Origin of the sequence: Solidesulfovibrio fructosivorans JJ], assembly GCF_000179555.1 — a bacterium.
GTDB lineage: Bacteria > Desulfobacterota > Desulfovibrionia > Desulfovibrionales > Desulfovibrionaceae > Solidesulfovibrio > Solidesulfovibrio fructosivorans.
In genome coordinates this window covers 1-24108 of the sequence record NZ_AECZ01000030.1, presented here as the reverse complement: position 1 = coordinate 24108, position 24108 = coordinate 1, and the positions used below count along the sequence as shown (strand labels likewise).

The 24108-nt window shown below is 63.2% G+C and carries 23 protein-coding genes; all 23 read left to right on the top strand.

Annotated features, from left to right (window positions below; all coding sequences use genetic code 11):
- Window positions 1-49 precede the first annotated feature (49 nt).
- The 23 genes from DESFRDRAFT_RS16565 (at window position 50) to DESFRDRAFT_RS16460 (ending at window position 24073) form a co-directional block, all read left to right on the top strand.
- Entirely contained in the window at window positions 50-1759 is a 1710-nt protein-coding gene (locus DESFRDRAFT_RS16565) for a GspE/PulE family protein (RefSeq protein ID WP_005995840.1), read from the top strand.
- A gap of 31 nt (window positions 1760-1790) precedes the next feature.
- Entirely contained in the window at window positions 1791-3017 is a 1227-nt protein-coding gene (locus tag DESFRDRAFT_RS16560) for a type II secretion system F family protein (RefSeq protein WP_005995837.1), read from the top strand.
- Between the two features lie 76 nt (window positions 3018-3093).
- Complete coding sequence (locus DESFRDRAFT_RS16555; RefSeq protein WP_005995835.1) at window positions 3094-4404, top strand: sigma-54 interaction domain-containing protein; 1311 nt, start codon at window positions 3094-3096, stop codon at window positions 4402-4404.
- A gap of 194 nt (window positions 4405-4598) precedes the next feature.
- On the top strand, window positions 4599-4994 hold the full coding sequence (locus DESFRDRAFT_RS20860) for a type II secretion system protein (protein WP_005995832.1): 396 nt from the start codon (window positions 4599-4601) through the stop codon (window positions 4992-4994).
- Window positions 4995-5113: 119 nt separating this feature from the next.
- Entirely contained in the window at window positions 5114-5515 is a 402-nt protein-coding gene (locus DESFRDRAFT_RS16545; RefSeq protein ID WP_081458504.1) for a type II secretion system protein, read from the top strand.
- 12 nt (window positions 5516-5527) lie between these two features.
- On the top strand, window positions 5528-7726 hold the full coding sequence (locus DESFRDRAFT_RS16540; protein ID WP_005995829.1) for a tetratricopeptide repeat protein: 2199 nt from the start codon (window positions 5528-5530) through the stop codon (window positions 7724-7726).
- Window positions 7727-7805: 79 nt separating this feature from the next.
- On the top strand, window positions 7806-8336 hold the full coding sequence (locus tag DESFRDRAFT_RS16535; protein WP_043795105.1) for a prepilin-type N-terminal cleavage/methylation domain-containing protein: 531 nt from the start codon (window positions 7806-7808) through the stop codon (window positions 8334-8336).
- A complete protein-coding gene (locus DESFRDRAFT_RS16530; RefSeq protein ID WP_005995825.1) occupies window positions 8333-8803 on the top strand; it encodes a type II secretion system protein in 471 nt (156 codons plus the stop codon). The genes DESFRDRAFT_RS16535 and DESFRDRAFT_RS16530 overlap by 4 nt, the downstream gene beginning before the upstream one ends.
- Window position 8804: 1 nt before the next feature.
- A complete protein-coding gene (locus tag DESFRDRAFT_RS16525; RefSeq protein ID WP_005995823.1) occupies window positions 8805-9344 on the top strand; it encodes a prepilin-type N-terminal cleavage/methylation domain-containing protein in 540 nt (179 codons plus the stop codon).
- A gap of 181 nt (window positions 9345-9525) precedes the next feature.
- Window positions 9526-10878, top strand: coding sequence for a bactofilin family protein (locus DESFRDRAFT_RS22310; RefSeq protein ID WP_144005061.1), 1353 nt, complete (start codon window positions 9526-9528; stop codon window positions 10876-10878).
- A 154-nt stretch (window positions 10879-11032) separates the two neighbouring features.
- Window positions 11033-12415, top strand: a complete 1383-nt coding sequence (locus tag DESFRDRAFT_RS16520) for an L-type lectin family protein (protein WP_005995819.1) — start codon at window positions 11033-11035, stop codon at window positions 12413-12415.
- 179 nt (window positions 12416-12594) lie between these two features.
- The gene (locus DESFRDRAFT_RS16515; protein WP_233489636.1) at window positions 12595-13191 is read left to right on the top strand and encodes a lytic transglycosylase domain-containing protein; all 597 of its coding nucleotides are present in this window, start codon (window positions 12595-12597) and stop codon (window positions 13189-13191) included.
- Window positions 13192-13310: 119 nt separating this feature from the next.
- Window positions 13311-13655, top strand: a complete 345-nt coding sequence (locus DESFRDRAFT_RS16510; protein WP_005995816.1) for a carboxymuconolactone decarboxylase family protein — start codon at window positions 13311-13313, stop codon at window positions 13653-13655.
- 106 nt (window positions 13656-13761) lie between these two features.
- Entirely contained in the window at window positions 13762-14244 is a 483-nt protein-coding gene (locus DESFRDRAFT_RS16505) for a hypothetical protein (RefSeq protein ID WP_005995814.1), read from the top strand.
- Window positions 14245-14274: 30 nt separating this feature from the next.
- Entirely contained in the window at window positions 14275-15228 is a 954-nt protein-coding gene (locus DESFRDRAFT_RS16500; protein WP_005995813.1) for a nucleoside recognition domain-containing protein, read from the top strand.
- Window positions 15229-15244: 16 nt separating this feature from the next.
- Window positions 15245-16399, top strand: a complete 1155-nt coding sequence (locus tag DESFRDRAFT_RS16495; protein ID WP_005995812.1) for a lytic murein transglycosylase — start codon at window positions 15245-15247, stop codon at window positions 16397-16399.
- Window positions 16400-16470: 71 nt separating this feature from the next.
- The gene (locus DESFRDRAFT_RS16490) at window positions 16471-17298 is read left to right on the top strand and encodes a polysaccharide deacetylase family protein (protein WP_005995811.1); all 828 of its coding nucleotides are present in this window, start codon (window positions 16471-16473) and stop codon (window positions 17296-17298) included.
- Window positions 17299-17561: 263 nt separating this feature from the next.
- On the top strand, window positions 17562-18938 hold the full coding sequence (locus DESFRDRAFT_RS16485; RefSeq protein WP_005995810.1) for an MATE family efflux transporter: 1377 nt from the start codon (window positions 17562-17564) through the stop codon (window positions 18936-18938).
- A gap of 237 nt (window positions 18939-19175) precedes the next feature.
- Entirely contained in the window at window positions 19176-19865 is a 690-nt protein-coding gene (locus DESFRDRAFT_RS16480) for a ubiquinone/menaquinone biosynthesis methyltransferase (RefSeq protein ID WP_005995809.1), read from the top strand.
- 89 nt (window positions 19866-19954) lie between these two features.
- Window positions 19955-20560, top strand: coding sequence for a class I SAM-dependent methyltransferase (locus DESFRDRAFT_RS16475; protein ID WP_005995808.1), 606 nt, complete (start codon window positions 19955-19957; stop codon window positions 20558-20560).
- A gap of 20 nt (window positions 20561-20580) precedes the next feature.
- The gene (locus DESFRDRAFT_RS16470; protein ID WP_005995807.1) at window positions 20581-21954 is read left to right on the top strand and encodes a cytochrome ubiquinol oxidase subunit I; all 1374 of its coding nucleotides are present in this window, start codon (window positions 20581-20583) and stop codon (window positions 21952-21954) included.
- Window positions 21955-22103: 149 nt separating this feature from the next.
- Window positions 22104-23120 (top strand): cytochrome d ubiquinol oxidase subunit II, encoded by a 1017-nt coding sequence (cydB, locus tag DESFRDRAFT_RS16465; RefSeq protein ID WP_005995806.1) that lies wholly within the window; start codon window positions 22104-22106, stop codon window positions 23118-23120.
- Between the two features lie 2 nt (window positions 23121-23122).
- Window positions 23123-24073: a UbiA family prenyltransferase gene (locus tag DESFRDRAFT_RS16460; protein ID WP_005995803.1), complete on the top strand. Its 951-nt coding sequence runs from the start codon at window positions 23123-23125 to the stop codon at window positions 24071-24073.
- Window positions 24074-24108 lie beyond the last annotated feature (35 nt).

The following is a 24108-nucleotide window of genomic DNA, read 5'->3' as shown; positions in this document are numbered from 1 at the left end:
GGATGTGAACATGCCGGCGCCCCCGCGACGGCCGGACCAAGGAAGATCCATGGAGCCCAGAAAACGCCTGCGTCTTGGCGAGATGCTCGTCTCCGCCGGACTCGTGACCGAAGACCAGTTGCGTCAGGCCCTTGCCGCCGGCAAGCGGGCCGGGTTGCGGCTGGGGCAGCAGCTCGTGCGCGAGGGGACGGTCAAGGAATCCGACATCGTCGACCTCGTAAGCCGCCAGATGGGGCTTTCCAAGTACACGCCGGAGCGCTTTCCCGTGGACGCCAGCCTGGCCGCCGTCATCCCGGCCGAAATGGCCCTGCGCGCGCGGCTCGTGCCGCTGCAAAAGACCGGCAACCTCATCCGGGTGGCCATGCCCGACCCTCTCGACGTCAGTTCCATAGAAGACATCGAGATCTACAAGAACTGCGAGGTGGAGCCCATCATCTGCACCGAGCGGGAGCTCGGCCACCTGACCAGCGCCATTTACGGCATGGGACTCGGGATCGAAGGCGTGCTCGACAGCATCGAGAGCATGAGCGACGACGAGGCGCAGCCGGTCGCGCGCGGGACCGAGGACGTGCAGGTCAGCTCCCTGGAGGACATGGCCGGCGAGGCCCCGGTGGTGCGCTTCGTCAATTCGCTTCTGTCCCAGGCCGTGCGCGAGGGCGCAAGCGACGTGCACATAAGCCCCGAGCGCGACCAGGTGCAGATACGCATGCGCATCGACGGCAAGCTCAAGGCCGTGCCTTCGCCGCCAAAGCCCATGATCCTGCCCATCGTCTCGCGCATCAAGATCCTCGGCAACCTCGACATCGCCGTCAGCCGCGTGCCCCAGGACGGCCGCTTCACGGTCGCCATCGACAAACGCGAAATCAACATCCGCGTCTCGACCCTGCCGACCATCCACGGCGAGAACCTGGTTCTTCGCCTCTTGGACATGAGCGCCGGCGGGCTGCTCCTCACCGACCTGGGCCTTTCCTCGGACGACCTGGCCAAGATCCGGCTGGTGGTGGAAAAGCCCTACGGCATGTTTCTGGCCACCGGGCCGACGGGTTCGGGCAAGTCCACCACGCTTTTCGCGCTGCTTCGCGAGATCAACCGGCCCGACATCAACGTCGTCACCCTTGAGGACCCGGTCGAGTACCGCCTGGACGGCGTGCGCCAGGTGCAGCTCAACCGCCGGGCCGGCATGACCTTCGCCAGCGCCCTGCGCTCCACCTTGCGCCAGGACCCGGATGTGGTGCTGGTGGGCGAAATTCGCGACGCCGAAACCGCCGCCATCGCCACCCAGGCGGCGCTCACCGGCCACAAGGTGCTTTCCACCGTGCACACCAACGACGCGGCCGGCGCGGTCATGCGGCTTATGGACATGGGCATCGAGCCGTTTCTGGTGTCCTCGGTGCTGGTCGTTTCCATCGCCCAGCGCCTGGTGCGCCGGGTCTGCCCCAACTGCGCCGAGCCCTACACGCCAAAGCCCGAGGTGTTGCGGTTCTGGAATCTGGAGAACACGCAGGGCGCGGTTTTCATGCGCGGCCGGGGCTGTTACATGTGCGGGGATTCGGGCTTCAAGGGACGCGTCGGACTCTACGAGATCCTGGTCCTCGACGAGGACATCCAGGAGATGGTGGCACGGCGCGCCACGTCGCGGGAGATCACCCGGTTCGCCGCCGACTCGGGACGGCTGAAACTGCTGCAGGACGATGCGCGACTGAAAATTCTGGAAGGCAAGACCACGTTCGAGGAGGCTTCCTCGGCGGTCATGCTCTGATGCTCCCGCCCCCTGACAAGGACGTCGCGCCGTGCCGCAATATTCCTACGAGGCCATAAACGAGGCCGGCAACACCATCCGGGGCGTGCTCGAGGCCGACAGCCCCGACGGCGCGAAAAACCGCCTGTCCGCCATGGGCTATATCCCGGTGTCGGTCCAGCGCGGGCTTGGCGGCACGGGACGCGGGACGCTGAGCTCCCTCGAAGTGGCGCTGTCCCGGGTCAAGCCGCAAGAGCTGATCCTTTTCACCAAGCAGTTCAAGACGATGCTCGCGGCCGGCCTGTCCATGCTCGAGATTCTCAAGGTGCTGGAGCAGCAGACGGAAAACCCGCGACTGCGGCGCATCTGCGGCCGCATGGCCGACGACGTCAAGAAGGGCGCCTCCATTTCCGAGGCCCTGGCCGAGCACAAAGGCGTTTTTTCGCCGCTCTACGTCAGCATGGTGCGGGCCGGCGAGACGGCCGGCGCATTGCCGGAGGTGCTCGACCGGCTCATCTACATCATTTCCCACGAGCACCAGGTCCGCGCGGACATCCGTTCGGCGCTCCAGTATCCCCTCACGGTGGTGATCGCGCTTGTCGGCGCCTTTTTTTTCCTGCTCACCTTCGTGGTGCCGGTTTTCGCCAAGATTTTCGCTAGCGCCCACGTGGAGCTGCCGTTGCCCACGCGCATAGCCCTGTACCTCAATGTCTTTATCACCCATTATTGGTACGCTCTTTTGGGCGGGGTGCTCGCCGTCATTGCCTCCCTGTATTTCTGGTTCAAGACCGAAGGCGGCAAGGTGGCGCGTGACGCCTTTTTCCTGCATATCCCGATCATCGGCAAACTGTTCCAGAAAGCGGCCATGTCGCGTTTCGCTTCCATTTTCGCTATCCTGCAATCGAGCGGCGTGCCGGTCCTGACCACCATTGACATCCTGGTCGAAACCATCGGCAACGCCGCGATTTCCAAGGAGTTCAGGCGGGTTCAGGATATGATCCGCACCGGGCAGGGGCTTTCCGCGCCGCTTTCCCGGGCCAAGTATTTCACGCCCATGGTGGTGACCATGGTGTCGGTCGGCGAGGAGTCGGGCAATCTCGACGATATGCTTTCGGCCATAAGCGAACACTACGACGCCGAGGTGGCCTATGCGGTCAAACGCCTGTCCGACGCCTTGGGACCGGTCTTGATCGTGGGGCTGGCCGGCGTGGTGGGATTTTTCGCCTTGGCCATTTTCCTGCCCATGTGGGATCTGTCCCAGGTGGCGTTGCGGCATTGAGCCCACAGGACAACGCGGCGCGTTCGGGCGCTGAAAACGGCGGGGAGCGATTCACGACGTAATTGCGGGCAAGGGCATGCGACGACGTTTCGATCCGGGACTGGCGGTGCTGGTCCCCGTCATTCTGGGTGGCGTTGCGGCCCTTTCCGTTCTGTGCGCCGGCTGGCTGCCCGTGCTTTTCCCGCGCCTCGTGCCGGCGGGGAGCCCGGTCGTGGCGGCGCTGCTCTCGGGCATAGCCGTGGCCGGGGTTTCCGCCGTGTTTGTGCTTGTGGCGCTACGGCCCATACGGCGGCTTCTTGCCACCGCGCCGCCGGTTTTGCCCCGGCCTCCGGAAGCTTCGGAGCGCGCCTTGGGGGAATTCGACCGGCTGGGGATCGTGGCCGACCAGATGGCCGAGACCCTCGGCAAGCTGGATGCCCGGGCGTTGTTTCCGGACATGGTGGGGGAAAGCCGGGTGATGCGCGGCGTTTTCGCCCAGATTCTCAAAGTGGCCGCCACGGACGCCACGGTGCTCCTTTTGGGGGAATCGGGCACGGGCAAGGAACTGGCCGCCCGGGGCGTGCACGACAAGAGTCCCAGGGCGGGCGAGCCGTTCGTCGCGGTCAACTGCGCCGCCATCCCGCCGGGGCTGTTGGAAAGCGAGCTGTTCGGCCATGAAAAGGGCGCTTTCACCGGGGCCGTCGCCCGCCAGATCGGCAGGTTCGAGCAGGCCGGCGGGGGCACGCTTTTTCTGGACGAGATCGGCGACATGCCGCTTGAGACCCAGTCCAAGATACTGCGGGCGCTGGAAACGCGCCAGATCGAGCGGCTCGGCGGCGGGCGCGGCGTGCCCATGCGCGCCAGGATCGTGGCCGCCACCCATCGCGATTTGGCCGTCCTGATCCGCCAAGGCGCGTTTCGTGAAGACCTCTTCCACCGGCTCAACGTCTTTCCGCTGTCCCTGCCGCCGCTTCGGGAGCGCCGGGAGGACATCCCGATTCTGGCCGAGCGCTTTCTGGATGCCTTGCGCCCTGGGGCCGCGCTTTCGGTCGAGGCCTTGCAGCGGCTTTTGGCCTACGACTGGCCGGGCAACGTGCGGGAGCTTCGAAACACCATGGAACGGGCGGCGGTGCTGTGCGGCGGTGCGGTGGTTTCCCCGGCCCACCTGCCGGGGCTGGTGGCCGAGGGACCGGATGCCGCTTGTGAAGCGGGGGCGGGAACCGACTTGGACGGGCGGCTGGCGGCGTATGAGAAGTCGCTTATCGAGGCGGCGCTGGCCCGCACGGGGGGGGTGCAGGCCCGGGCGGCGGGGCTGCTGGGGATCAAAGAGCGCAGCTTGTGGCACCGGGTGAAAAAGCTCGGCATCCAGCCTGGCGTGTTCAAGGATTACGGCGGGAAAACGGGCTGAGCTCCAAATTCTGATGGATAAAGCAGCAACTTTTGGAGTATTGTGCGGTTTCTATAATAAAGGGCGTTCAGCGATTGTTGACGTAAACTTCGGGAAACCGGCGCGTTAACGAGATGTGCAATGCTTGGCATGGTGCATGCTTGGAAAAAAGGACGCCCTCGGGCGCAAACACCGCTTATCGGAGGAGGATGGAAATGCTGAAGGTCGTCGATCGTCGCAAAAGAGGGCAGCAGGGCTTCACCCTGATCGAAATCATCGCCGTCCTGGTCATCCTGGGCGTCCTGGCCGTGGTGGCCGTGCCCAAATATTTCGACCTGCAGGACGAAGCCCGCAGAAGTGCCGCCAGAGGCCTGATTGCAGCAGCGCAATCGCAGCTGTCCATGGGCTACGCCGCCATGAAGCTCAACAGCGCTCTCAGCCTGGATCCCACGAACGAATGCACGAAGGTCGCCGTCAGTGGTGGTGGAAATGTGTTTTGTCCTGGGAACACTTCTGTTGATGATTGGAAGAAGAACATCCTGATTCGGGCCAATATCAACGGCATGCCCGATGCTGATACCCAGACGGGCTATTGGAACAGCCCCGAGTAGGGCGGTTGAACGATCCGGTTGGATATACGGGAACGGGTGCAGCCGATGCGACGCAGTGGTCGCGGCGGTTGCATACGTTCCCGGCCAAACCGGATTTTCGCATCGGTCGGTTTTCCTGGATGCGGCGGAATCCCGGCGTATCGTCCCGCCCCAAGGCGGCGCAAGCGGGCTTCACGTTGATCGAGATCGTTTGCGTGCTGGTGGTGCTTGGCATCCTTGCCGTCGCCGCCGTCACCTATTACGATTCCCTGCTTGACGAGGCGAAGCGGCGCGGGGCGCAAAACCTTGTCGCCGCCGCCCAGACGCAGCTCAGCCTGGAATTCGCCCGCCGGGCCACTGCCGGTCTTGCCCTGGATGCGGATGCCCAAAATATCTGCGAGTGGGTCGTCATCGACAGCCCGGATGTCGCCGCTTCCATAAACTGCGCCGGGAACATCAGCGGCGATGTCTCCATCAGCGCCAACATCCAAGGGCAAAACGTGACCGGAGCCTGGAACAGTCCCGTATCGGGCGGGACATGATCCCGCCGCCCAATGGGACGCATGGTGCTGGCGTTGCCCGAGTGCGCCATCTCCATTCCGCACATCACGACACGACCTTTTCCTGACGCCATGATGCAGCATGCTTTCTCCTGGGGCCGACTTTCCAAACCCTGGCCCCTCCTGATCCTTTTTAGCGGCTTGGCCGTCCTTTGGGGCTGCTGGCCTATCGTGGCCCTGGACTTCGACCTTTGGTACCACCTGACCGGTGGGGCCTGGATCGTCCAGCACATGCGTTTGCCGGACGCGCCCTTTTTCTCCTATGCCCCGGCGGGCAAGGGCTGGGTGGACTATTACTGGCTTTTCCAGGTGCTGGTGCACGGGCTGTATCAGGTGGGCGGCTATGTCGCCTTGTCGCTTTTGCGCGCGGCGTTGTACCTGGCCACGGTCTGGGGAATTTACGCCTATTTTCGCGCCGCGCGCGAAGACGACGGGGCCGGCGCGGGCGTCGTGGCGCTTCTTTTCACCTGCGCCTATGCGCTGGCCTTGCAGCCGCGAGACGCGCTGTTGCGGCCCCATGCCTTCACCTACCTTTACATCGTCTTTCTGCATTACGTGCTCAATTACCGCCAGCGCCTGGCCTGGGCGCTGCCGGTCCTGACCGTTGTCTGGGCCAACCTGCACGGGGTGGAGTTTCCCGTGGTCATGCTCGTTTTGGGCGCGTATCTGGCCGAATATTTCCTGGCCAAGCTCATGCGCCGGGAGCACGCCGCCGCCCGGTACAAGGCGGTGCGCTGGCCGGCCATCGTTTCGCTCTACGCCATCTGCGTCACGCCGGCCGGCTTTTCGCTTTTGGCCAAGGCCTTCGGCGGGCCGCCGTTTCATGAACGCGTGGTCATGGAGCTGGCCGCCCAGCCGCTGGACCGGTTCCTGGCGCTTTTTTTCTATCCCGACGAGCGGCTTATGGCCGGAGTGACCAACGCGTTGGTCCTCGCGGCCGCTTTGGGCGGCGTGTGGCTGGCCGTCAACCGGCGGCTGCGGCTCAGCCGGGTGGTGCTTTTCGCCGGCGGCATCATCCTTTTGCCGATGATGCGCCGCTTCACCTACGAGTACCTGCTGCTCACCCTGCCGGTTCTGGGCGATGCGGCGGTGCTGGCCGCCTCGCGGTTCACCCGGCCGATCAAGGCGCGCACGGCGGCGCTCGCCTCCCTTGCGGCCGTGGGGCTCACGCTTTGGACCTCGGTCGCCTTTTGGGGCTACCGGCCGCATTATCCGGTGGATACGGCCCGTCTGCCTGTCGGGGTCTGCAATTTTCTCATGCAAGAGGGACCCGGGGGGCGCATTTTCAACGTGCCCAATTCCGGCGGCTATCTGCAGTGGCGGCTTTACCCCAAGTACAAGATCTACATGGACATGCAGACCATGCTCTTCCCGGGGCTCGATCTTTTCACGAGCGTGACCGCTTTTGGCAACGAGCGGGTCATGCGCGGCGTGCTGCGCGACTATGCGCCGGGATTTCTGCTGGCCGACGTGCAGGACAAGGATTCCGCCAAACTGATCAAGAAGGCCGGCGGCCATTTCGAGCCGGTTTTTTTCGACGATATGCTGACGCTTTATGTCGACGCGGACAGGTTTCCCGACCTTGTCGCCCGGTTTGGGCTCAAGGCGCTCGTCCCGGCGACCTGCATCACGGCCGATTACGAGGCCATGGACGCCAAGGAGCGGGATGCGGCCATGGCCGAGTGCCGGCGGCTGCTGGCGATTTATCCGGACGGGCTGGCGGTCAATACGGTGGCGGCCAAGATCCTGATTGCCGGGGGCCGCTACCCCGAGGCGGCGGAAATCGCGGCGCGTCTCATGAAGCTCTATCCGGCCCGCTACATGGGCTATGCCCTGGACGGGCTGGTCGCCTTCAAGGAAGGGCGTTACGAGGCGTCGCTTTCGCGCAACAAGGAGGCGCTTGCCCGGGCCTTACCGTCCGAGCGCGAGATGGTGGTGCGGAACATCTACGCCACCTATGCGCGGCTCAAGGAGTTCGGCAAGGCGTACGAGACGCTGCTTTCCGTGGTCAATCCCATGGCCCCCGGCACGAAGTTCACGGACCTCTACGACTTGGGCATGTCGGCTGTCGCTTGCGGCAAGTCGCGGGAAGGCGCGCAGCTTTTGGCCATGGCCAAGGTGAAGGCCGGCCCGGAGGATGCGGAAAAGGTCAAGGAGATCGAGTCGCTGGAGGAAATGTTGCGGCGCGGATGACAGCGGTCGGCACGGGAGGTTTGCCGCTTCACGGACGCCGTGCTTTGGGATAGATCTGCTATAAGGCTGGAACAGAGGCATGGATAGGGCGCAGAGGAAAAGAAAAGGCGTTTTCGGGCGGTGCGCTGCGGCGCGGCGAGGGTTTACCCTCATGGAAGTCGTCGTCGTCCTGATCGTGCTGGGTATCCTCGCCGTTATCGCCATAAACCGCCTCGAACCGCGAAATCCGCATGCCATGGCCGAGGCTGACGCCTTGCGCTCGGTGTTGCGCTATGCCCAGTCGCGGGCCATGTCCGACGTCTATACCTGGGGCGTCCGCTTCACGTCGTCGAGCTACGCGCTGGTCACCGGCAACAGTTCGCAAACGCCGGTGCTGCTCGGCCAGGATACGGCGACGCACACTTTGCCGGACGGGGTCGCCTGCTCGTGGGCGCTCAGCGGCGGAGGCGATACCATCTGGTTCAACTGGCGCGGCGAGCCGGTGACAGGCATCATTTCCACCCTTGGCGGCACCGCCGCCAAGGCCGGCGGTCCGCAGACGGTCACGCTCACGGAATCGGGCTTGGGCGTCACGGTCACGGTCACGCCCTATACGGGGTTTGTGCCATGAACAAGCCGTCCGCTGCCGCCTCCTCGCTGGGCTTTACGCTCCTGGAAATCATCATGACGCTCGTGCTCTTCGGGATTGTCGCGATGATTGCCGCTTCCTATTTTTCCTCGGGCATCACGCGCACGGATATTCCCGTCAAGCAGTTGCAGACAGACGCCAGCTTGCAGCTTGTGCTGGAGAACATGATATCGGATAAGGAAAAGGGGAATTATAGTAACTTGAGCGCATTTAATACCGCGCTTGGGACGGTCGGCCAGGTGCAGACCATGCACGGAAGCGGGTCGAGTTACGTCATTACGAACAAGAATTTCGTTTGTCCTGACTCCAATACATTCGTCACCAATTCCAGCGCCGATCAGTTTCTGCTCGTGACCATCAAGCCGGACGCCAGTTCCAGTGTCAGCCTGAGTTATATTTTTGGGAGCAACAAGGCGACTGTGAATTGCAATATTCCGGGGGGCAATTGAGATGCGCGGCGAACGACGTGTCGCTAAAAGTCGTTGCGGCGGCTTTACGTTGCTCGAAGTCGTGTTCGTCCTGGTGCTGCTTGGCGTCATGGCGCTTTTGACTTCACGCATGTTCACCAATTTCGTCTCGGGCTACACCATGGCGCGCAATTCGACCGCCGCCGTGCAGAAAGCCCAGAATGCCCTGCAGCGGATGACGATCGATTTTACCTATCTTACGCCAGCGTCTTCGTCAGGGGGAACGAATTCCATTTCCTACAACACATCGCTTGACAATGATGCGATTGTTATATCGCAGTCTGATGATAAGATTATGTATTCCCTGAATGGAACAGGGTATGTGCTGACGGATGGCGTCGCCGCCGATTCGCTGCGGTTCACCTATTATACCAACTATGCCGCTCCCGCAGCCACGACCTTCGACAGCAGCGGCACTTCGCTGATCGGCATCTCCTTTACCATGGTCGGGGACGATCCAAGCCAGGGGTTTTCGCAGGCGTATTCCACCCGGGTGGCTCTGAACAAGATTAAAGACGAGTGAGCATGTCATGAAGCGACTTCGCCGCGCCGTATCCAATGTGTTTGGGGAAGGTCCCAGGTCGTCATCCGGTTCCACGCTGTTGTGGATGATCGGGGCGCTTGTGGTGCTTGGCGCTGTCGCGGCCGGCGTGTCACTCATGAGCCCGTCGGCGTCGCGGGGAAAGCTGGAGCAGGAAGCCGGCATGCGGGCGTATTACAATGCCAATGCCGGGTTGCAGTTCATTCAATCGATGCAAAAAGCCAGTGAAAATAGTTTATACGCTAATCAATTTGTCGCAAATATGATGGAGGGTGCTTCAGCTGTAACGTATTCAATCTCGCCAAATGATGGCTTTACATATTCAGTTGTAAACAATACTATATCACAAAATGAATATGATATTGAGTATATTGTGGGTAGTGTAGATGCTGAGGGAAATAATGCAAAATATAATTATAAAATAGATCCAGTCTTGGGAGTAAAGTACACTTATACTGGATCATCTGGTGGTGGTCCAAGTGGAAGCGGGTTGTCAAAGAATTTATTGGGTGCAAAGGGGGCAATTTCATTTGGTGGAGATTTGAATGGGAATATCGCAGCGTCAACAATAGATATGAATGAAGGATCAAACTTAACTGGTTCTATTGTGTCTACGTCATCAACACAAATGCTTACAGTTACTAAAAATGTTGTTGGAACAGTGGATAATCCAATAGAAATATGCTCAAATTCTGATATAGAGTTAGCGACATCCGGGAACGTTCTATATGGCGATGTCTATTCACAGGGGGGGGTGGTTATAGGGCGTCCTGTTGTAGGCACGGTTAGAGCTGTAGGGGCGGTTACATTTAACAGCAACGCATCGGTTACTGGGGATGTTTATACACAGGGAACGATTGATACTACCAACGGTCATATTTATGGGACAGCGCATGTGAACTCGTATGGGGATATTTCTGGCTCTGGAGATTATGAAAATGTTGTAATTGAAACTGTGGCTGCTCCAAAGTCTTGTACTACAGAATTGGTTTTTCCCGGCCATGAAACTCCTTCAACTTCTACTGATTTTGATGCAACAAACAATGAGTTATGTGTTAATAAGCAATGTACGTTTACAGGAAAAGATTTAAATGATCATTCTTATTCATATAGAAATTTTACGATTCCTTGGGGATATAATGTTTGTTTTGATTTATCCAGCGGTTATGTGAATATATTTGTGTCTGGTGATATGACGGTTACGCCGCAAAACGTGTATATTAAAACCACGAGCTCACAGAAGTGTTTTAAAAATACAACAAAACTACCACAATCTTTGAATCTTTCTTATAAAGAGTATGCTAGTAAATTGTTTGCTGATGTAACAGGTAAGTTTTCGATACAGGGTGGTGTTTGGTTTGGGACAGTTTATGGTGGTACTGGCGTTAAATTGGGCAGTGGAACATGGATGACAGGTGCATTATATTGTTCGGATGGAGATATTACAGGTTTATGGGGAGGGAGGCCGGATATACATATGGATTATGTTGAGTCAACGTACTTTTCGAAACGATGAGGTGTTTTGATAAATAGACTTATAAATCGTATATTATTATTTATATGATGCTATTTTAAAATGACAGAGGAGGTGCTGGAGGGTATATTATTTTAAAGCGGTATCCCCTTTGGCCCTGCGCCGCTTTTTTAGTCTTTTGCGGCGAGTGGTTGCCATGGATTGTGACGGTGGGTCTGTATCGAATACCGAAACGATCATTCCGGTTGTTCCCCAATCCGGCTCCACCCTCCTTTTCTCCGTCGGCGCGCTCGTTGTTCTCTCCGGCCTGGCCGCGGGCCTCATCCTCACCTCTCCCCATGCCGTGCTCACGACACAGGCCGGCGCAAACGAAATGCGCGCCTATTACCTTGCCCTGTCCGGCCTCAACTTCTGGGCAGACGGCCGCAGCGGCACCTTTTCCATAGGCGACGACGCCATCACCCTCACCCAGTCCGGCCCGGACGCCGTCGGCGCGGTGACCGTGACCAGCATCGGCACCGTGGACCCCGGTTCGCCGCGCGAAACCAACGTGCGCGTCGCCATGCGCCGCCAAACCGCCGCCACCATCACCTTCGCCAACGATATCGACGCGTTCAAGGCCCCGACCCTCGGCGAAACCACCAATGTGGCGGAGGCCATCCTCGTCTTTGGCACCGATGCCTCCAAGGCGTCCAATAGTCTTTCCTATGCGGAATGGGTTTCGCTGTGGGCCCAATACGCCAGCCGCTACGTTGACGGCTGGGTGCGCCTTGGCGGCGGAACGTCCGACTCGAGCGCGGCCGTGTGGTACACCGGCAGCAAGGCCGCCTGCGACGCGGGGAAATGCGCCTTCGGCAGCGGCCTGCGCGTCTCCTTCGGCTTCACTTTCGACGACTACGACAATTCCTCCGACTCCAAGGAGCGGGGAGACGGCTTCACCTTCGCCATAGTGACGGCCGAAAACGATCCCGAGGCCGCCGCCGGCGGCCCGACGTTCGGCAGAATGGGCGAATATTTGGGCTATGCCGGCCCGGGAATCAGCGGGCAGGGCATAAAAGCCCCGAAAATGGCTATCGAAGTGGACACCTACCCGAACAGGGGCGGCGGAAACCCGGCGTCGTCCAATTCCCGGCGCGACAAATCCAACGCCAATCACGTGGCCATCGTCTATTGGGGCGGGACGGAAACGAACTGCGACGACAATACCCACGGCGCGGGGGATTCCCCCCGGAATCCGGACAAGACCAGCTCCGGCTACCAGGAACGGGTCGTACCGCGCGGTGGGGCGAACTGGCTCGAAGACGCCGAGGAACACGCCATGCGCGTGGAAATCCACCGCGCGACCGAAAGCGGGGAGGGCGTCTACACCGTGCTGGCCTGGATCGACCCGACAGGCACGGGAAAAAGCGACGTGACAGCCGACTACACGGCGGAGCCCGCCCTCGTATCGAGCACCGTGCGCCTGGCCGCCGCCGACCACGCCAGACTCGACGCCATACGCTTCGGCTGGACCGAGGCCACGGGCGCGGAGACCCAGACCGTGGCCATACACGACTTCGCCCTGGCCTTTCGCCACTAAGCGCGACCTGACGGGTAATCCCCCGTGTTTCATGATGCTCCTCGGCAAGCCCTTTCCACATGTACGATCTATGGGTGTCGTGCCTAACCCCATAAGAAAGTTTCGGAAGGGGAGAGCGCGAGAGGGGAAACCCTTTTCAAAGGGTTTCCCCTCTCGCTCCTTCCCAACCCCGAAGCGGCTTGCAAAATTCGCCACGGCCACGCACACTGGCCGCCATGTTCGCGCCGCGCCGCCTCCTTCCGGCCCTCGTGCTGGCCGCCCTTGCCGTCGCGCCACAGGCAAGGGCCGACACCATCTACGAATACCGCGACGCCAAGGGCTCCATCCACCTCAGCAACAAAAAGCTCAACGACCGCTACAGGCCCTTCGACTACATGCGCCTGCCCGCCGGCACGGACGAACGCAAGGTCATTCCCTTCATCCGCTACTACTGCCGCCGCAGCGGCATGGACCCGCGCCTCGTGACCGCCATGGTGGAAGTGGAGTCCGGCTTCGAGACCCGGGCCGTCTCCCCGAAAGGCGCGGCCGGGCTCATGCAGATCATGCCCGACACCGGCAGGGATCTGGGCCTCGACGACGCCTTCGACGGCGCAAGCAACCTGGAGGCAGGCATACGCTACATGCGCCGGCTGCTCGACGCCTACGGCGACGTGCGCCTGGCCCTGGCCGCCTACAACGCCGGACCCGGCCGCGTCCCAAAAGGCGGTCCCATCCCCGATATCCCCGAAACCCGGGATTACGTGGCCAAGGTCATGGCCCGGGTCGGACCCCGCTGAAGCCCCGCCCTTGACCCGCGCGCGGTTTTGCGCCAGCACGGACCAATCCGGAAGCGGAGGGGTCCGCGTTTCCGGCAACCGCCGCCGGATGGCGGCAAGACTTTAAGGAGTACTACGGCATGTCCACCGATTGGAAGGGATTGCTTGGCGACGCCATGCAGGATCTCGGCGAGTTGGCCAAAGGCAATCCCAAAATCATGAGCGCCATACGCACCTTTGACGAGGCGGCCGCCGCCCATGGCGCTCTCGACGCCAAGACCCGCGAACTCATCGCCCTGGCCGTGGCCGCGACCACGCGCTGCGAAACCTGCATCGCCGTGCACAGCAAGGCCGCCGTGGACGCCGGGGCCAGCCGCGAGGAACTCCTCGAAACCCTGGCCGTGGCCATAGGCCTCAACGCCGGAGCGGCCTTCGTCTACTCGTCCCACATCCTGAGCGCCTTCGACACCCTGTCCAAGAAGTAGGGACCAAACGCGGCGGGCGGGGCCGGCAACCCTCCCGCCGCCATGGACAAAATGGCCGGAACATGCTTTCTTCGCGCCGCACGGATCGCATCTCCCGGAGGCTTCCATGGCGCGCACGGCCTTGACGGCGTTTCTGGTCCTTTCGACCTTGCTCCTTGGCGGCTGCGGCCTTTTTTCCGGGACCCGCCCGGCCGGGAAACCGACCGCTCCGGCGGCCATGCCCCTGACCGAAGACAATGTGGCCATGGTGCGCGCCGCGGTGACCAAAGCCAAGGCCGCCGCGCCGAAACCCGAGGACCCGGACGCCTACAGGCGCTATGCCCGGCAGGTCTACGTGGGCTCCTGGACCGGGAACTGGTCCGCCCAGGCCACGACCGACGCCGCCCTGGCCGCCGCCAGGACCGGAAGCGACCCGGCCCGGGAATACCTTACCATCATGGTCTACGACATACAGCTCACCTCCGCCATGGAGGGCGTCGCCCTCTCGCCCGAGGACTGGCGCGCCGTGTATGTGGGCGCGGGCGTGATGACCGACGCCGCCTTCACGCGCTATGCCGCCTTAAGCCGCAACAACAAGGTGATGCCTTAAAAAACGAAGGCCCTTTTGGCCGACCGCTCCATGCAATTTCGCCTCGACCAACTCCCCGCACAGGCCGCGAAAGTGGCCAAGGACGCCGCCCGGATCTGCCTCGACCTGTTCAAGGTCATGGTGCCGATCCTGATCGGCGTGAAGATTCTCAAGGAACTCGGCCTGATCACGCTTTTGGCCAAGCCCCTGGCCCCGGTCATGGGGCTGGTCGGTCTGCCGCCGGAGTGCGGCCTGTCCTGGGCCACGGCCATAGCCAACAACCTTTACGCCGCTCTGGCCGTGCACGCCGCCCTGGTCCCGACCATGGAGCCGCTCACCGTCGCCCAGGCCACGGTCATCGCCACCATGATGCTCCTGGCCCACAACATTTTCGTCGAGGGGGCCATCGCCAAGAAATGCGGCGTGGGGTTCACCGGCCAGGCGGTGCTGCGACTGGCGGCGGCGCTGGCCTGCGGCGCGTTGCTTCACGGCATTTTTTCGGGGTTGGACCTTTTTACGGAGCCGGCGCCGCTGCTGTTCACCCCCTCGGCCGCGGACGCGAGCCTGGCCGCCTGGGCCTTCGGCGAAGTGAAGAACCTGGCCATGATCTATTGCGTCATCGCCAGTCTGGTCGGGCTCATGCGCGTGTTGGGGGCCCTTGGCGTGACGCGTCTTTTCGAAACGGCGCTCATGCCCTTTTTGCGGCTTATGGGCATCGGCCGGGCGGCCGCCACCATCACCGTCATCGGGCTGGTCATGGGCCTGGCCTACGGTTCGGGGCTGATCCTGCTCGACGTGCGGCAGGGCAAGGTGGAACGCCGGGACGTGTTTTCGGCCATAAGTCTCATGAGCCTGTCCCACGCGCTTATCGAGGACACGCTCTTAATGTGCTTGATCGGCGCGAGCCTGTGGGGCACATTCGTCGGAAGGCTGGTCTTTTCCCTGGTCGTGGTGGCGGTCCTGTCCCGGATCGCCCCGGCCTTTGCCAGGGCGCGGACGGCCTGAGAGCGTCGGGGGCGCGATGGATACGGCCTGGATGGCGCGGTTGCGGACGCGCTGGTACGGATACGCCATGTCGGCGGCGCTGGTCGCGGTCTTTCTGGGGGCCGCTCTAGCCGCGTTGGCCGCCTCCACGGTGGACCCGGCCTTCGAACCGGTGGTGCGCCGGCTCGTGGCCGACGGCTTTTCCGAATCCAGGCTGCGCCGGCTGTATTCCCGGGCCGAGATGGCCTTTTCCCAAAACGCCATGGCCGACAAGCTCACGTCCCTGTACATGCGCAAGTACGGGCTGCGGATCGTTGCCGACACCCAGAACAGGCTTTCGGCCTTGGGCTGGTATCCCGGCCCGGTGGACGGGCGGTTGGACCGCATGACCAAATGGGCCATCAAGTCCTACCAGACGGCGGTGGGGCTGCCGCCGAACCCGGCGGCCAGCGAATCGTTGCTGGAGGAGCTGGCCAGGAATCCGGTGCGCGCTCCGGAGAACATCGCCTACCCGGACTTCAGCGCCCGGGAGGTCCACGATATCGTGCTCACGCCCCAGCGCCTGGGCGAGGCCCGGGAGTTTTACGCCCGCAATCGCGAGGCGCTCTCCCGGGTGCGGCAACGCTACGGCGTGCCCGAGGAATACCTGGTGGCGCTGCTGGCGGTGGAAACCCGGGTGGGGCTCTACCTCGGCGACCGGGTGGCCGTGGTCAACCTGTCGAGCCTTGTCGCCGCCGAGGATCTGAAACGCATCGAGTCGGCCTTCGCCTACGAGAAGCCTTCCCCCGACCGGCGGGCCTGGTTGGAGAAAAAAGCCCTTCAAAAGGGCGAGTGGGCCTACGGCGAGCTCAAGGCCTTGCTGCGCTACGCCGACGCCCAGAACATGGACCCGCTGTCCATCCCCGGCTCCATTTACGGGGCCATCGGCATCTGCCAGTTCATGCCCTCCAACGCGCTCAAATACGCCGTGGACGGCGACGGCGACGGCAAGGCCGACCTGTTCGACGTCGCCGACGCGTTGATGAGCCTGGGCAACATTTTGCGGGCCATGGGCTGGAAGACGGGCATGTCCGACGAGGCCATGCGCAAGGTTTTTTACGCCTACAACCACAGCCGGGTGTACGTGAACACGATCATGGACGCGGCCGCGCGGTTGCGTGAAGACGCCGCCTCCGGTAGGCTCACGCCTTGACAGGATGTCCGGGAGCCGGCGCCGGGAATATGTCCAGGTTGAAGTCGGCGGTTGTTCCAGGGAGGGTGCCCATGCGCGCCGAAAGGCTTGTCGCCGCCGGGTCGGCGGTCTTGTGCCTGCTGCTGCTCCTCGGGGCGGTCCCGGTTCGGGCCGCGACCATCCTCGTCTACCACAGTTTCGGCGGTCGCTCGTCCATGTCCATTTCCCTGGCGGCGTTTGCGGCCCAGCTCGACTACCTGGAACGCACCGGCCACAAGGTCATTTCCCTGGACGAACTGGTCCGCTGCATCGACGAAAAGCGCAACCCGCCGGAAGGGGCGGTGGTCATCGCCATCGACGACGGCTGGTCTTCGGTCATGGACGCCTATGCGGAGCTCAAGCGCCGCGACCTGCCCTTCACGCTCTTTTTGCCCATGGCCTACGTGGGCAACCCGGGCAGCCCCAAAACGCTGTCCCAGGCCGATATCGACGAACTCAAGACCTACCCCAAGGTCACCTTCGCCAACCATTCCTACAGCCATTCCCCCCGCCTGACCCGGGATGCGGCTTTCGCCCGCGAGGACATCCGCAAAAGCGTGGAGCGTTTCCGGAAGGTGATCGGCCACGACACCAAGTATTTCGCCTACCCCTACGGCTCGACCAACGCGGCCTATACCAAGATGCTCGAGGAAGCGGGGTTTGCCTACCGCTTCGTGACCGGCTATCAGCCGGTCAGCGCCCAGACTGAGGCCACGGCCATCCCGCGCGTCGCCGCCCATCATCTGTCCCTGCCGCTGCTCGCCGCCGTGCTGCGCGACCACGAGGCCATGATGGCCCGGGTGAAGGCCGCGCCCGGTTCCTCCGGCCCCATGCTCTCGGCCAGGCCGCCGGCGGAAAAGATTCCGCGAAACATCGAATAGCGCCTGGGCCCGGGACGTCTCCGGCCGTGTGCTGGGGCGCATGTCGTCACAGGGCCGCCGCCGGCGCTTTTTCCCTGCGGCGCGCGCGATCCCGGGGCCTTGCCGCTTTGCCGCCTTGCCGGTGCGTCGGTTTCCGGCCGCGACCGCCTTTTGCATTGACGCGTTGCCGCATCTTTGCCATTCTACTCGGCTTCGCGGACGGCTGCTTCCCTTCGCCGTCCAAACCGGGGCGCACCATCGCGTCGCCCCACGAGGTCGTCATCATGAAACGCTGGCATGGGCCTGGCGGCTATGCCCATGTGCTGCGGGTCGGATTGCCGCTTTTGGCAGGCATGGCTTCCCTTACCGCCATGCATCTGACCGACAGGCTCTTTCTGAGCTGGTACAGCCAGGACGCCCTGGCCGCAGTCATGCCCTCGGGATCGGCTTTTTTCCTGTGCACATCCTTTTTTCTCGGCACGGTGGGCTACGCCGGCGTGCTCATCGCCCAGAACGTGGGCGCGGGCAGGCCCAAGGACATCGGCGCGGTGCTGTGGCAGGGCGTGTATTTCGCTCTGGCCTCCTGCCTGACCCTGGCCGCCCTGTCCTTCGCCTCGGAGGCCGTCTTTGACGCCATGGGCCATGCGCCCGAGGTGCGGCGGCTGGAAGTAATCTATTTCCGGGTGCTCATGCTCGGCGCCGGGCTCATGGTGCTCGAGGCCTCCCTGGCCGCCTTTTTCAGCGGCCGGGGCCTCACCCGGGCGGTGATGCTGGTCAATTTCGGCGGTGCGCTGCTTAATATCCCGCTGAACTACATGCTCATTTTCGGCCGTCTGGGCTTTCCGGCCCTGGGCGTGACCGGTTCGGCCCTGGCCACGGTGGCCGCCTGGGGGGCGATGGCCGCCATCTACGGCGTCCTGATTTTCACGCGGAAAAACGACCGGCTCTTCCACGTGCGCCGCGCCGTTCGCCCGGATCCGGCGATTTTTCGCAAGCTCGTGGTCCTGGGAACGCCGGGCGGGACCCAGTTTTTCCTCGACATGTTCGCGGTGACGGTCTTCATCGCCCTGGCCGGCCGGCTTGGCACCACCGAGCTTGCCGCCACGAGTCTGGTCGTGTCCGCCAACACGCCGGCCTTTTTGCCGCTGCTCGGCCTGTCCTCGGGGCTGGCCGTGGTGGTGGGGCAATCCATGGGCGCGGGACGGCCGGATCTGGCCAGGCGCGCCGCCGGCAGCGCCTTGCGCCTGATGGCCGCCTATATGGCGGTCATGATCGTCGTCTTTCTGGGCTTGCCGGAGCAGTTGGCGGCGTTTTTCCGGCCGCATGGGGATGATGCCGGTTTTGTCCGCGTCGTGGCCTTGTGCCGGCCGCTTTTTGCCTGGTGCGCGGCCATCGGCTGCTGCGACATCGTGATCCACATGGGGTTCGGCGTGCTGCGCGGCGCGGGCGACACCCGCTTTCTCATGCTGTCCGCGGCCGCCGTTTCCGTCTTGGCCCTGATCCTGCCGGCCTGGCTGGCCGTGACCTACGTCCATGTCGGCATCGTGGCCCTGTGGAGCGTGTTTTTCCTCTACGTGCTCACGCTGGCCGTGGTGCTGACCTTGCGTTACAAAAGCGGGGCTTGGCAGAAGATACGCCTTGTCGCCCCGGCTCACGCGTAGCGGAGGGCGGACGGCGGAAAGAGAAAGCGAGAGAGGCAACCCTTTAAAAAGGGTTGCCCCCTCTCGTGCTCTCCCTTTCCTCAATTTCATACGAGGTTAGGCTCGACGTATGCCGAGAGGCTCTCTTTCCATGGGTGGTGTTTGAGAAAGTGGAAGGGGAGTTGCCGGGAAGAAACTTTCGTAGGACAAGGTTGCCCCTGGCAGATATATACAGGACCTGCATTCGCGGAGGGACGCATGCGCGACACCAAGGTGCGGCGGATGTTCGAGGACATCGCCTTTTCCTACGACTTTCAGAATTCCGCCCTGTCGGCGGGGGTGGACATCCACTGGCGCAGGCGTCTGGTGGACGCCATCGAGCCGGGCTACGGCCTGGTCCTCGACGCGGCCACGGGCACGGGAGAGGTGGCGCTCGCCATCCGCCGCCGCCGTCCCGGGTTGCGCGTGCTGGGGCTCGATTTTTCCCCGGCCATGCTGGCCGTGGCCCGGGAGAAGATCCGGCGGCGCGGTGTTTCGGGGTATTCCCTCGGCGTGGCCGACTGCCGGGAGCTGCCCCTTGGCGAGAATGCCGTCGCCGCCGTGACCATGGCCTTCGGCATCAGGAACATCACCGAGCGCGTGGCGGTCATGCGCGAATTTAACCGCGTGCTGGTCCCTGGCGGGCGCATGCACATCATGGAATTCGGCATGCCGCGCCATGGCCTCGGCAAGGCGCTCTACCGCTTTTATTTCGACCGCATCCTGCCGCCGTTCGGCAACTTCCTCTCGCGTACGGACTATGCCTACAGCTACCTTGTCGAGTCCGTGGACGCCTTCCCGAAAGACGGGGACTTTCTGGCCCAAATGGCCGAGGCGGGCTTTGCCGCGTGCTCGGTCACGGACCTGACCTTTGGCCTGGCCCGGATTTTCACCGGACGCAAGTTGTAGCCGTAACAGATTTTTTTCTTGACATCGCCCCCGGCTGTCTGATGCAACATGGCATGATGACGCCTGTCCGGCGGTAAGGAGAGGGGAGTATGGAGGTCAACTGGCCGGAGCGGTTTTACTGCCGCAGCTTCGTGCGCAAGATCGCCCAATGGCGCGAAGTCAATTATTTCCGGGCCACGCGGGCCATCCCCGCCGGGGCGAAGGTGCTCGAAATCGGCTGCGGCGACGGCGGCGGGGCGGGGATTTTCTCCCGTCTGTTCAAACCCGGCCTCTACCACGGCCTCGACGTGGACCCGGCCATGGTCAAGGTGGCCGCCGGCCGACGCGCGAAAAGCGATCTGGGGCGCTTCGCCCTTTTCGTTCACGGCGACGCCGAGCGCCTGCCCTACCGCGACGGGGCCTTCGATGCGGTGGTCAACTTCGGCATCATCCACCACCTGCCTGACTGGCGGCGCGGCCTGGCCGAGGTCGGCCGGGTGTTGCGGCCGGGCGGGACGTTTTATTTCGAGGAGATCTATCCGCCGCTCTATGCCAATCCGCTTTTTCGCATTATGCTGGCCCATCCCCGGGTGGACCGCTTCCACGGCCCCGAATTCCGGGCGGTCATGGACGCGCAGGGCCTGTCCCTGCAGCCGGGCTACCATGAATCGTCGCTCTATATCCTCGGCGTCGCCGTCAAAAATCCGCGCCCTTGACCGCAGGCACAGGAGCCGCCATGGACTTTCTGACTGATCCCGTTTTCCTCTCTCGGCTGCAATTCGCCCTGACCACCGCCTTCCACATCACCTTTCCCACGCTCACCATCGGCCTCGGCGTCTATCTGGTCGTGGTCGAGTGGCTGTGGCTGCGCACCGGGGATCTGGTCTACTTTCGCCAGTTCCGCTTCTGGTCGCGGCTTTTCGCGGTCAATTTCGCCGTGGGCGTGGTTTCGGGCATCCCGCTGGAATTCCAGTTCGGCACCAACTGGGGACCGTTTTCCGCCACGGTGGGCAACTTCTTCGGCCAGGTGCTCGGCTTCGAGGGCACCATGGCCTTCATGCTCGAGTCCGCCTTTCTTTACATCATGCTCTTCGGCTGGAAGCGGGTGGGGCCGAAAATGCATTTCACCGCCACCATCCTGGTGGCCTTCGGCGCTTCGCTCTCCGCCTTCTGGATCCTGGTCGCCAACTCCTGGATGCAGACGCCTTCCGGCGGGCACGTCGCAAACGGCATTTTCGTGGTGGACGACTACCTCGCCGCCATCTTCTCGCCCGATCTGCCCCTGGCCTTCACCCATATGTACTTGGCCTGCCTGGAGGTGAGCCTGTTCGTCATCGGCGCGGTCTCGGGCATCAACATCCTGCTGGGGCGGCACACGAAATTCTACCTCAAGTCCTTTAAGATCGCCGCCGTCGCCGCCTTGGTCGTCACGCCGCTGCAGGCCCTTGTCGGCGACGCCAACGGCCAGGAGATCGGTCGGCTCCAGCCGGCCAAGGTGGCGGCCATCGAAGCCCATTGGAACACCAACAAGCCCGGCACCGGCGCGCCCTGGAACATGCTCGCCTGGCCGGACCCGGAACACGAGCGCAATTATTTCCAGATCGAGATTCCCTACGGCCTGAGCCTGCTCATCACCCATTCGCCGACCGGCATCGTGCCCGGGCTCAAGGATTTCCCCAAGGAGGACCGGCCGCCCATCGTGCTGCCGTTTTATTCCTTCCGGCTCATGGTCGGCATCGGCTTCATGATGGTGGGCGTCATGCTCTGGACGTTTTGGGAATGGAAGAACGGCCGGCTCACCCCGGAGGCCGCCCCGGGGCGCAAATGGCTGTATCTGGCCTGGGCGGCCATGGCCGGCGGAGCCTACGTGTCCGTGGTCATGGGCTGGATCACCCGCGAGGTGGGACGCCAGCCCTGGCTGGCCTACGGGCTGATCCGCCGGGCCGAGGGCCATTCGGACCTGACCGCCGGTGAGGTCTGGGTGTCGCTGGCCGGCTTTATCGTCGCCTATACGATCCTTTTCTCCCTGTTCGTGTTTTTCATGGGCAAGCTGCTCAAAAAAGGCCCGAATATGGACGAGTTGCCCCCCGCCGGCCACGCGAGAGGGTAGGGGGAGCCTCCGGCGGCCAGGAGAGGCGCCGCCTCTCCTGGACCTCTCCGCCGGGGGGCGGGCGCGCCCCCCGGACCCCCCGAATGGGGTGGGGCCGGCTGGACGCAACGTCGGAGTAAAGGCGCTAAGGCAAGAAAAAGAGGCTGCTGATGGACGGACATATGGGCATCGCCGAGGTGTGGTACTGGATACTGGCCCTGCTGTTGTGGCTCTACGTCTTCACCGACGGGTTCGACCTCGGGGTGGGCTTTTTGTGCTTGCACACGGACGACGAATCCTGGCGGGACGCCATGACCGAAACCATCGACGGCGTGTGGCACGCCAACCAGACCTGGCTGGTGATGCTCGGCGGTGTGCTCTTCGGCGCGTTCCCGCTGGTCTACGGCACGGTGCTGGCCGCGCTCTATCTGCCGGCCGGGCTGCTTCTTTTCGCGCTCATGGCCCGGGGCATCGGGCTCGAATACCGGGCCGAGGCCGGACGCAAACGCGGTTGGTCCGTGCTGTTCGGCATCGGCAGCGTGGCCGTGGTGCTGGCCCACGGCTTTTTGCTCGGCGGCATCTTGCAGGGCATGCACTTCGACGGGCTGCGCTACACCGGCGGCGCCTTCGACTGGTTTTCGCCCTTTACCGTCCTGGTCGCCCTGACCCTGCTTTTTCTTTACGCCATGTTCGGCGCGGCCTGGCTGGTGCTCAAGACCGAGGGCGCGCTCCAGGCGAAAGCGAGGCAGTGGGGCGCGCGCTACGGCGCCGCGGCCGTGGTGATGCTGGTCGTGGTCATCGGCTACGTCGCCCTGCACGGGAACATGGGCTATCTGGTCGGCCGGCCGGCCGGGCAGGGGGGGCTTTCCCCCATGTTCATCGGCATGGCCCTCGCGGCGGTCCTTTGCGCGGCGCTGTATTTCCAGGCTCTGGGCAAGGGGCGGGACGGCCAGCCCCTGGGCTGGTGCGCCGCCATGCTGGCGTTTGTCTTCGCCGCGTTTGGCGGCAGCCTCTTCCCGGTCATCGTGCCCCCGGGCCTGACCGCCGGGCAAGCCGCCTCGCCGGCGGGGATGTTGCGCGTCATGCTGGCCGTGGTTGGCGGGCTCATGCCGGTGATCTTTTTCTACAACGCCTACCAGTACCGGGTATTTCGCGGTAAGGCCGCGCCGGAAAAAGAGATCGAGTAGTTTTGTCCAAAAATTCCCCTTCGGTTTCCTGCGCCCCGACAGGGCGTTTCGCCCTGACCGTCTACTTGGCCCTTTCGCGCACGCCCCATGGGCTGCTCGATCTGGCCGGGCCGTTTTGCGCCGCCTTGCTCTGCCGGGGCGGTTTCCCGCCGGCCTCCGTCGTGGTCCTTGGCTGCGTCACGGTCTTTGCCGGCTATACCGCCGTCTACGCCTTAAACGACATCGTGGACTACCGCTCGGACAAGCGGCAGGTGGAGGGCAGCGGCGCGGATGAGCGCGCCGGTTATCTGGACGCGGCCTTTATCCGCCATCCCCTGGCCCACGGCTGCCTGTCCTTGCCGGCGGCCGTCGTCTGGTTTCTTTTCTGGGCCGTGGTCGCCTTTGCCGGAGCCTGGGCGCTTAGCCCCGTGTGCGCCTGGCTGCTGGTGGCCGGCTGCCTGCTCGAGACGGCCTACTGCCTGCTTTTGACCGTCACCCATTTGCGCGCGGTTATAAACGGCGTGGTCAAATCGCTCGGACCGCTGGCCGCCGCCTTCGCCGTCAATCCCGACCCGCCGGCCTGGTTCCTGGTCGGGCTTTTCGCCTGGGTCTTCACCTGGGAGATCGGCGGGCAGAACATCCCGGCCGACTGGCACGACGCCACCCGCGACGCGGCCACCGGCGCGCGCACCGTGCCGGTGGTGCTCGGCTACAAGCGGGCCAGCCGGCTGGCCGTGGCCACGCTGGCCGCGGGCGTCGTCATCGCCGTGCCGCTTTTCGCCGGATCCCCCCTGGCCGTTTCCACCCCCTTAAGCCTCGTCGCCCTGCTCGGCGGAGCCTGGCTCGTGCTGCCGCCGGCCCTGCGCCTGGCCAAGAGTCTCGATGACGCCGAGGCCTCGGCGCTCTTCAACCGCGCCAGCTTCTACCCGGCCCTGTGCCTAGCCGTTTTGCTCATCCATTTAATTTTGCGTTAAGAGAGAAGAGCGAGGAAGAAAGTGCGAGAGGGGGA

Excerpts from the sequence above, each read along its gene's own strand:
- DESFRDRAFT_RS16490 (WP_005995811.1), top strand. The coding sequence starts at position 16,471 with ATGCGCGCCGAAAGGCTTGTCGCCGCCGGGTCGGCGGTCTTGTGCCTG.
- DESFRDRAFT_RS16500 (WP_005995813.1), top strand. The coding sequence starts at position 14,275 with ATGCAATTTCGCCTCGACCAACTCCCCGCACAGGCCGCGAAAGTGGCC.
- DESFRDRAFT_RS16505 (WP_005995814.1), top strand. The coding sequence starts at position 13,762 with ATGGCGCGCACGGCCTTGACGGCGTTTCTGGTCCTTTCGACCTTGCTC.
- DESFRDRAFT_RS16485 (WP_005995810.1), top strand. The coding sequence starts at position 17,562 with ATGAAACGCTGGCATGGGCCTGGCGGCTATGCCCATGTGCTGCGGGTC.
- DESFRDRAFT_RS16520 (WP_005995819.1), top strand. The coding sequence starts at position 11,033 with ATGGATTGTGACGGTGGGTCTGTATCGAATACCGAAACGATCATTCCG.
- cydB (WP_005995806.1), top strand. The coding sequence starts at position 22,104 with ATGGACGGACATATGGGCATCGCCGAGGTGTGGTACTGGATACTGGCC.
- DESFRDRAFT_RS16535 (WP_043795105.1), top strand. The coding sequence starts at position 7,806 with ATGGATAGGGCGCAGAGGAAAAGAAAAGGCGTTTTCGGGCGGTGCGCT.
- DESFRDRAFT_RS16530 (WP_005995825.1), top strand. The coding sequence starts at position 8,333 with ATGAACAAGCCGTCCGCTGCCGCCTCCTCGCTGGGCTTTACGCTCCTG.
- DESFRDRAFT_RS16495 (WP_005995812.1), top strand. The coding sequence starts at position 15,245 with ATGGATACGGCCTGGATGGCGCGGTTGCGGACGCGCTGGTACGGATAC.
- DESFRDRAFT_RS16565 (WP_005995840.1), top strand. The coding sequence starts at position 50 with ATGGAGCCCAGAAAACGCCTGCGTCTTGGCGAGATGCTCGTCTCCGCC.
- DESFRDRAFT_RS16555 (WP_005995835.1), top strand. The coding sequence starts at position 3,094 with ATGCGACGACGTTTCGATCCGGGACTGGCGGTGCTGGTCCCCGTCATT.
- DESFRDRAFT_RS22310 (WP_144005061.1), top strand. The coding sequence starts at position 9,526 with ATGCGGGCGTATTACAATGCCAATGCCGGGTTGCAGTTCATTCAATCG.
- DESFRDRAFT_RS20860 (WP_005995832.1), top strand. The coding sequence starts at position 4,599 with ATGCTGAAGGTCGTCGATCGTCGCAAAAGAGGGCAGCAGGGCTTCACC.
- DESFRDRAFT_RS16510 (WP_005995816.1), top strand. The coding sequence starts at position 13,311 with ATGTCCACCGATTGGAAGGGATTGCTTGGCGACGCCATGCAGGATCTC.
- DESFRDRAFT_RS16475 (WP_005995808.1), top strand. The coding sequence starts at position 19,955 with ATGGAGGTCAACTGGCCGGAGCGGTTTTACTGCCGCAGCTTCGTGCGC.
- DESFRDRAFT_RS16545 (WP_081458504.1), top strand. The coding sequence starts at position 5,114 with ATGCGGCGGAATCCCGGCGTATCGTCCCGCCCCAAGGCGGCGCAAGCG.
- DESFRDRAFT_RS16470 (WP_005995807.1), top strand. The coding sequence starts at position 20,581 with ATGGACTTTCTGACTGATCCCGTTTTCCTCTCTCGGCTGCAATTCGCC.
- DESFRDRAFT_RS16525 (WP_005995823.1), top strand. The coding sequence starts at position 8,805 with ATGCGCGGCGAACGACGTGTCGCTAAAAGTCGTTGCGGCGGCTTTACG.
- DESFRDRAFT_RS16540 (WP_005995829.1), top strand. The coding sequence starts at position 5,528 with ATGGGACGCATGGTGCTGGCGTTGCCCGAGTGCGCCATCTCCATTCCG.
- DESFRDRAFT_RS16480 (WP_005995809.1), top strand. The coding sequence starts at position 19,176 with ATGCGCGACACCAAGGTGCGGCGGATGTTCGAGGACATCGCCTTTTCC.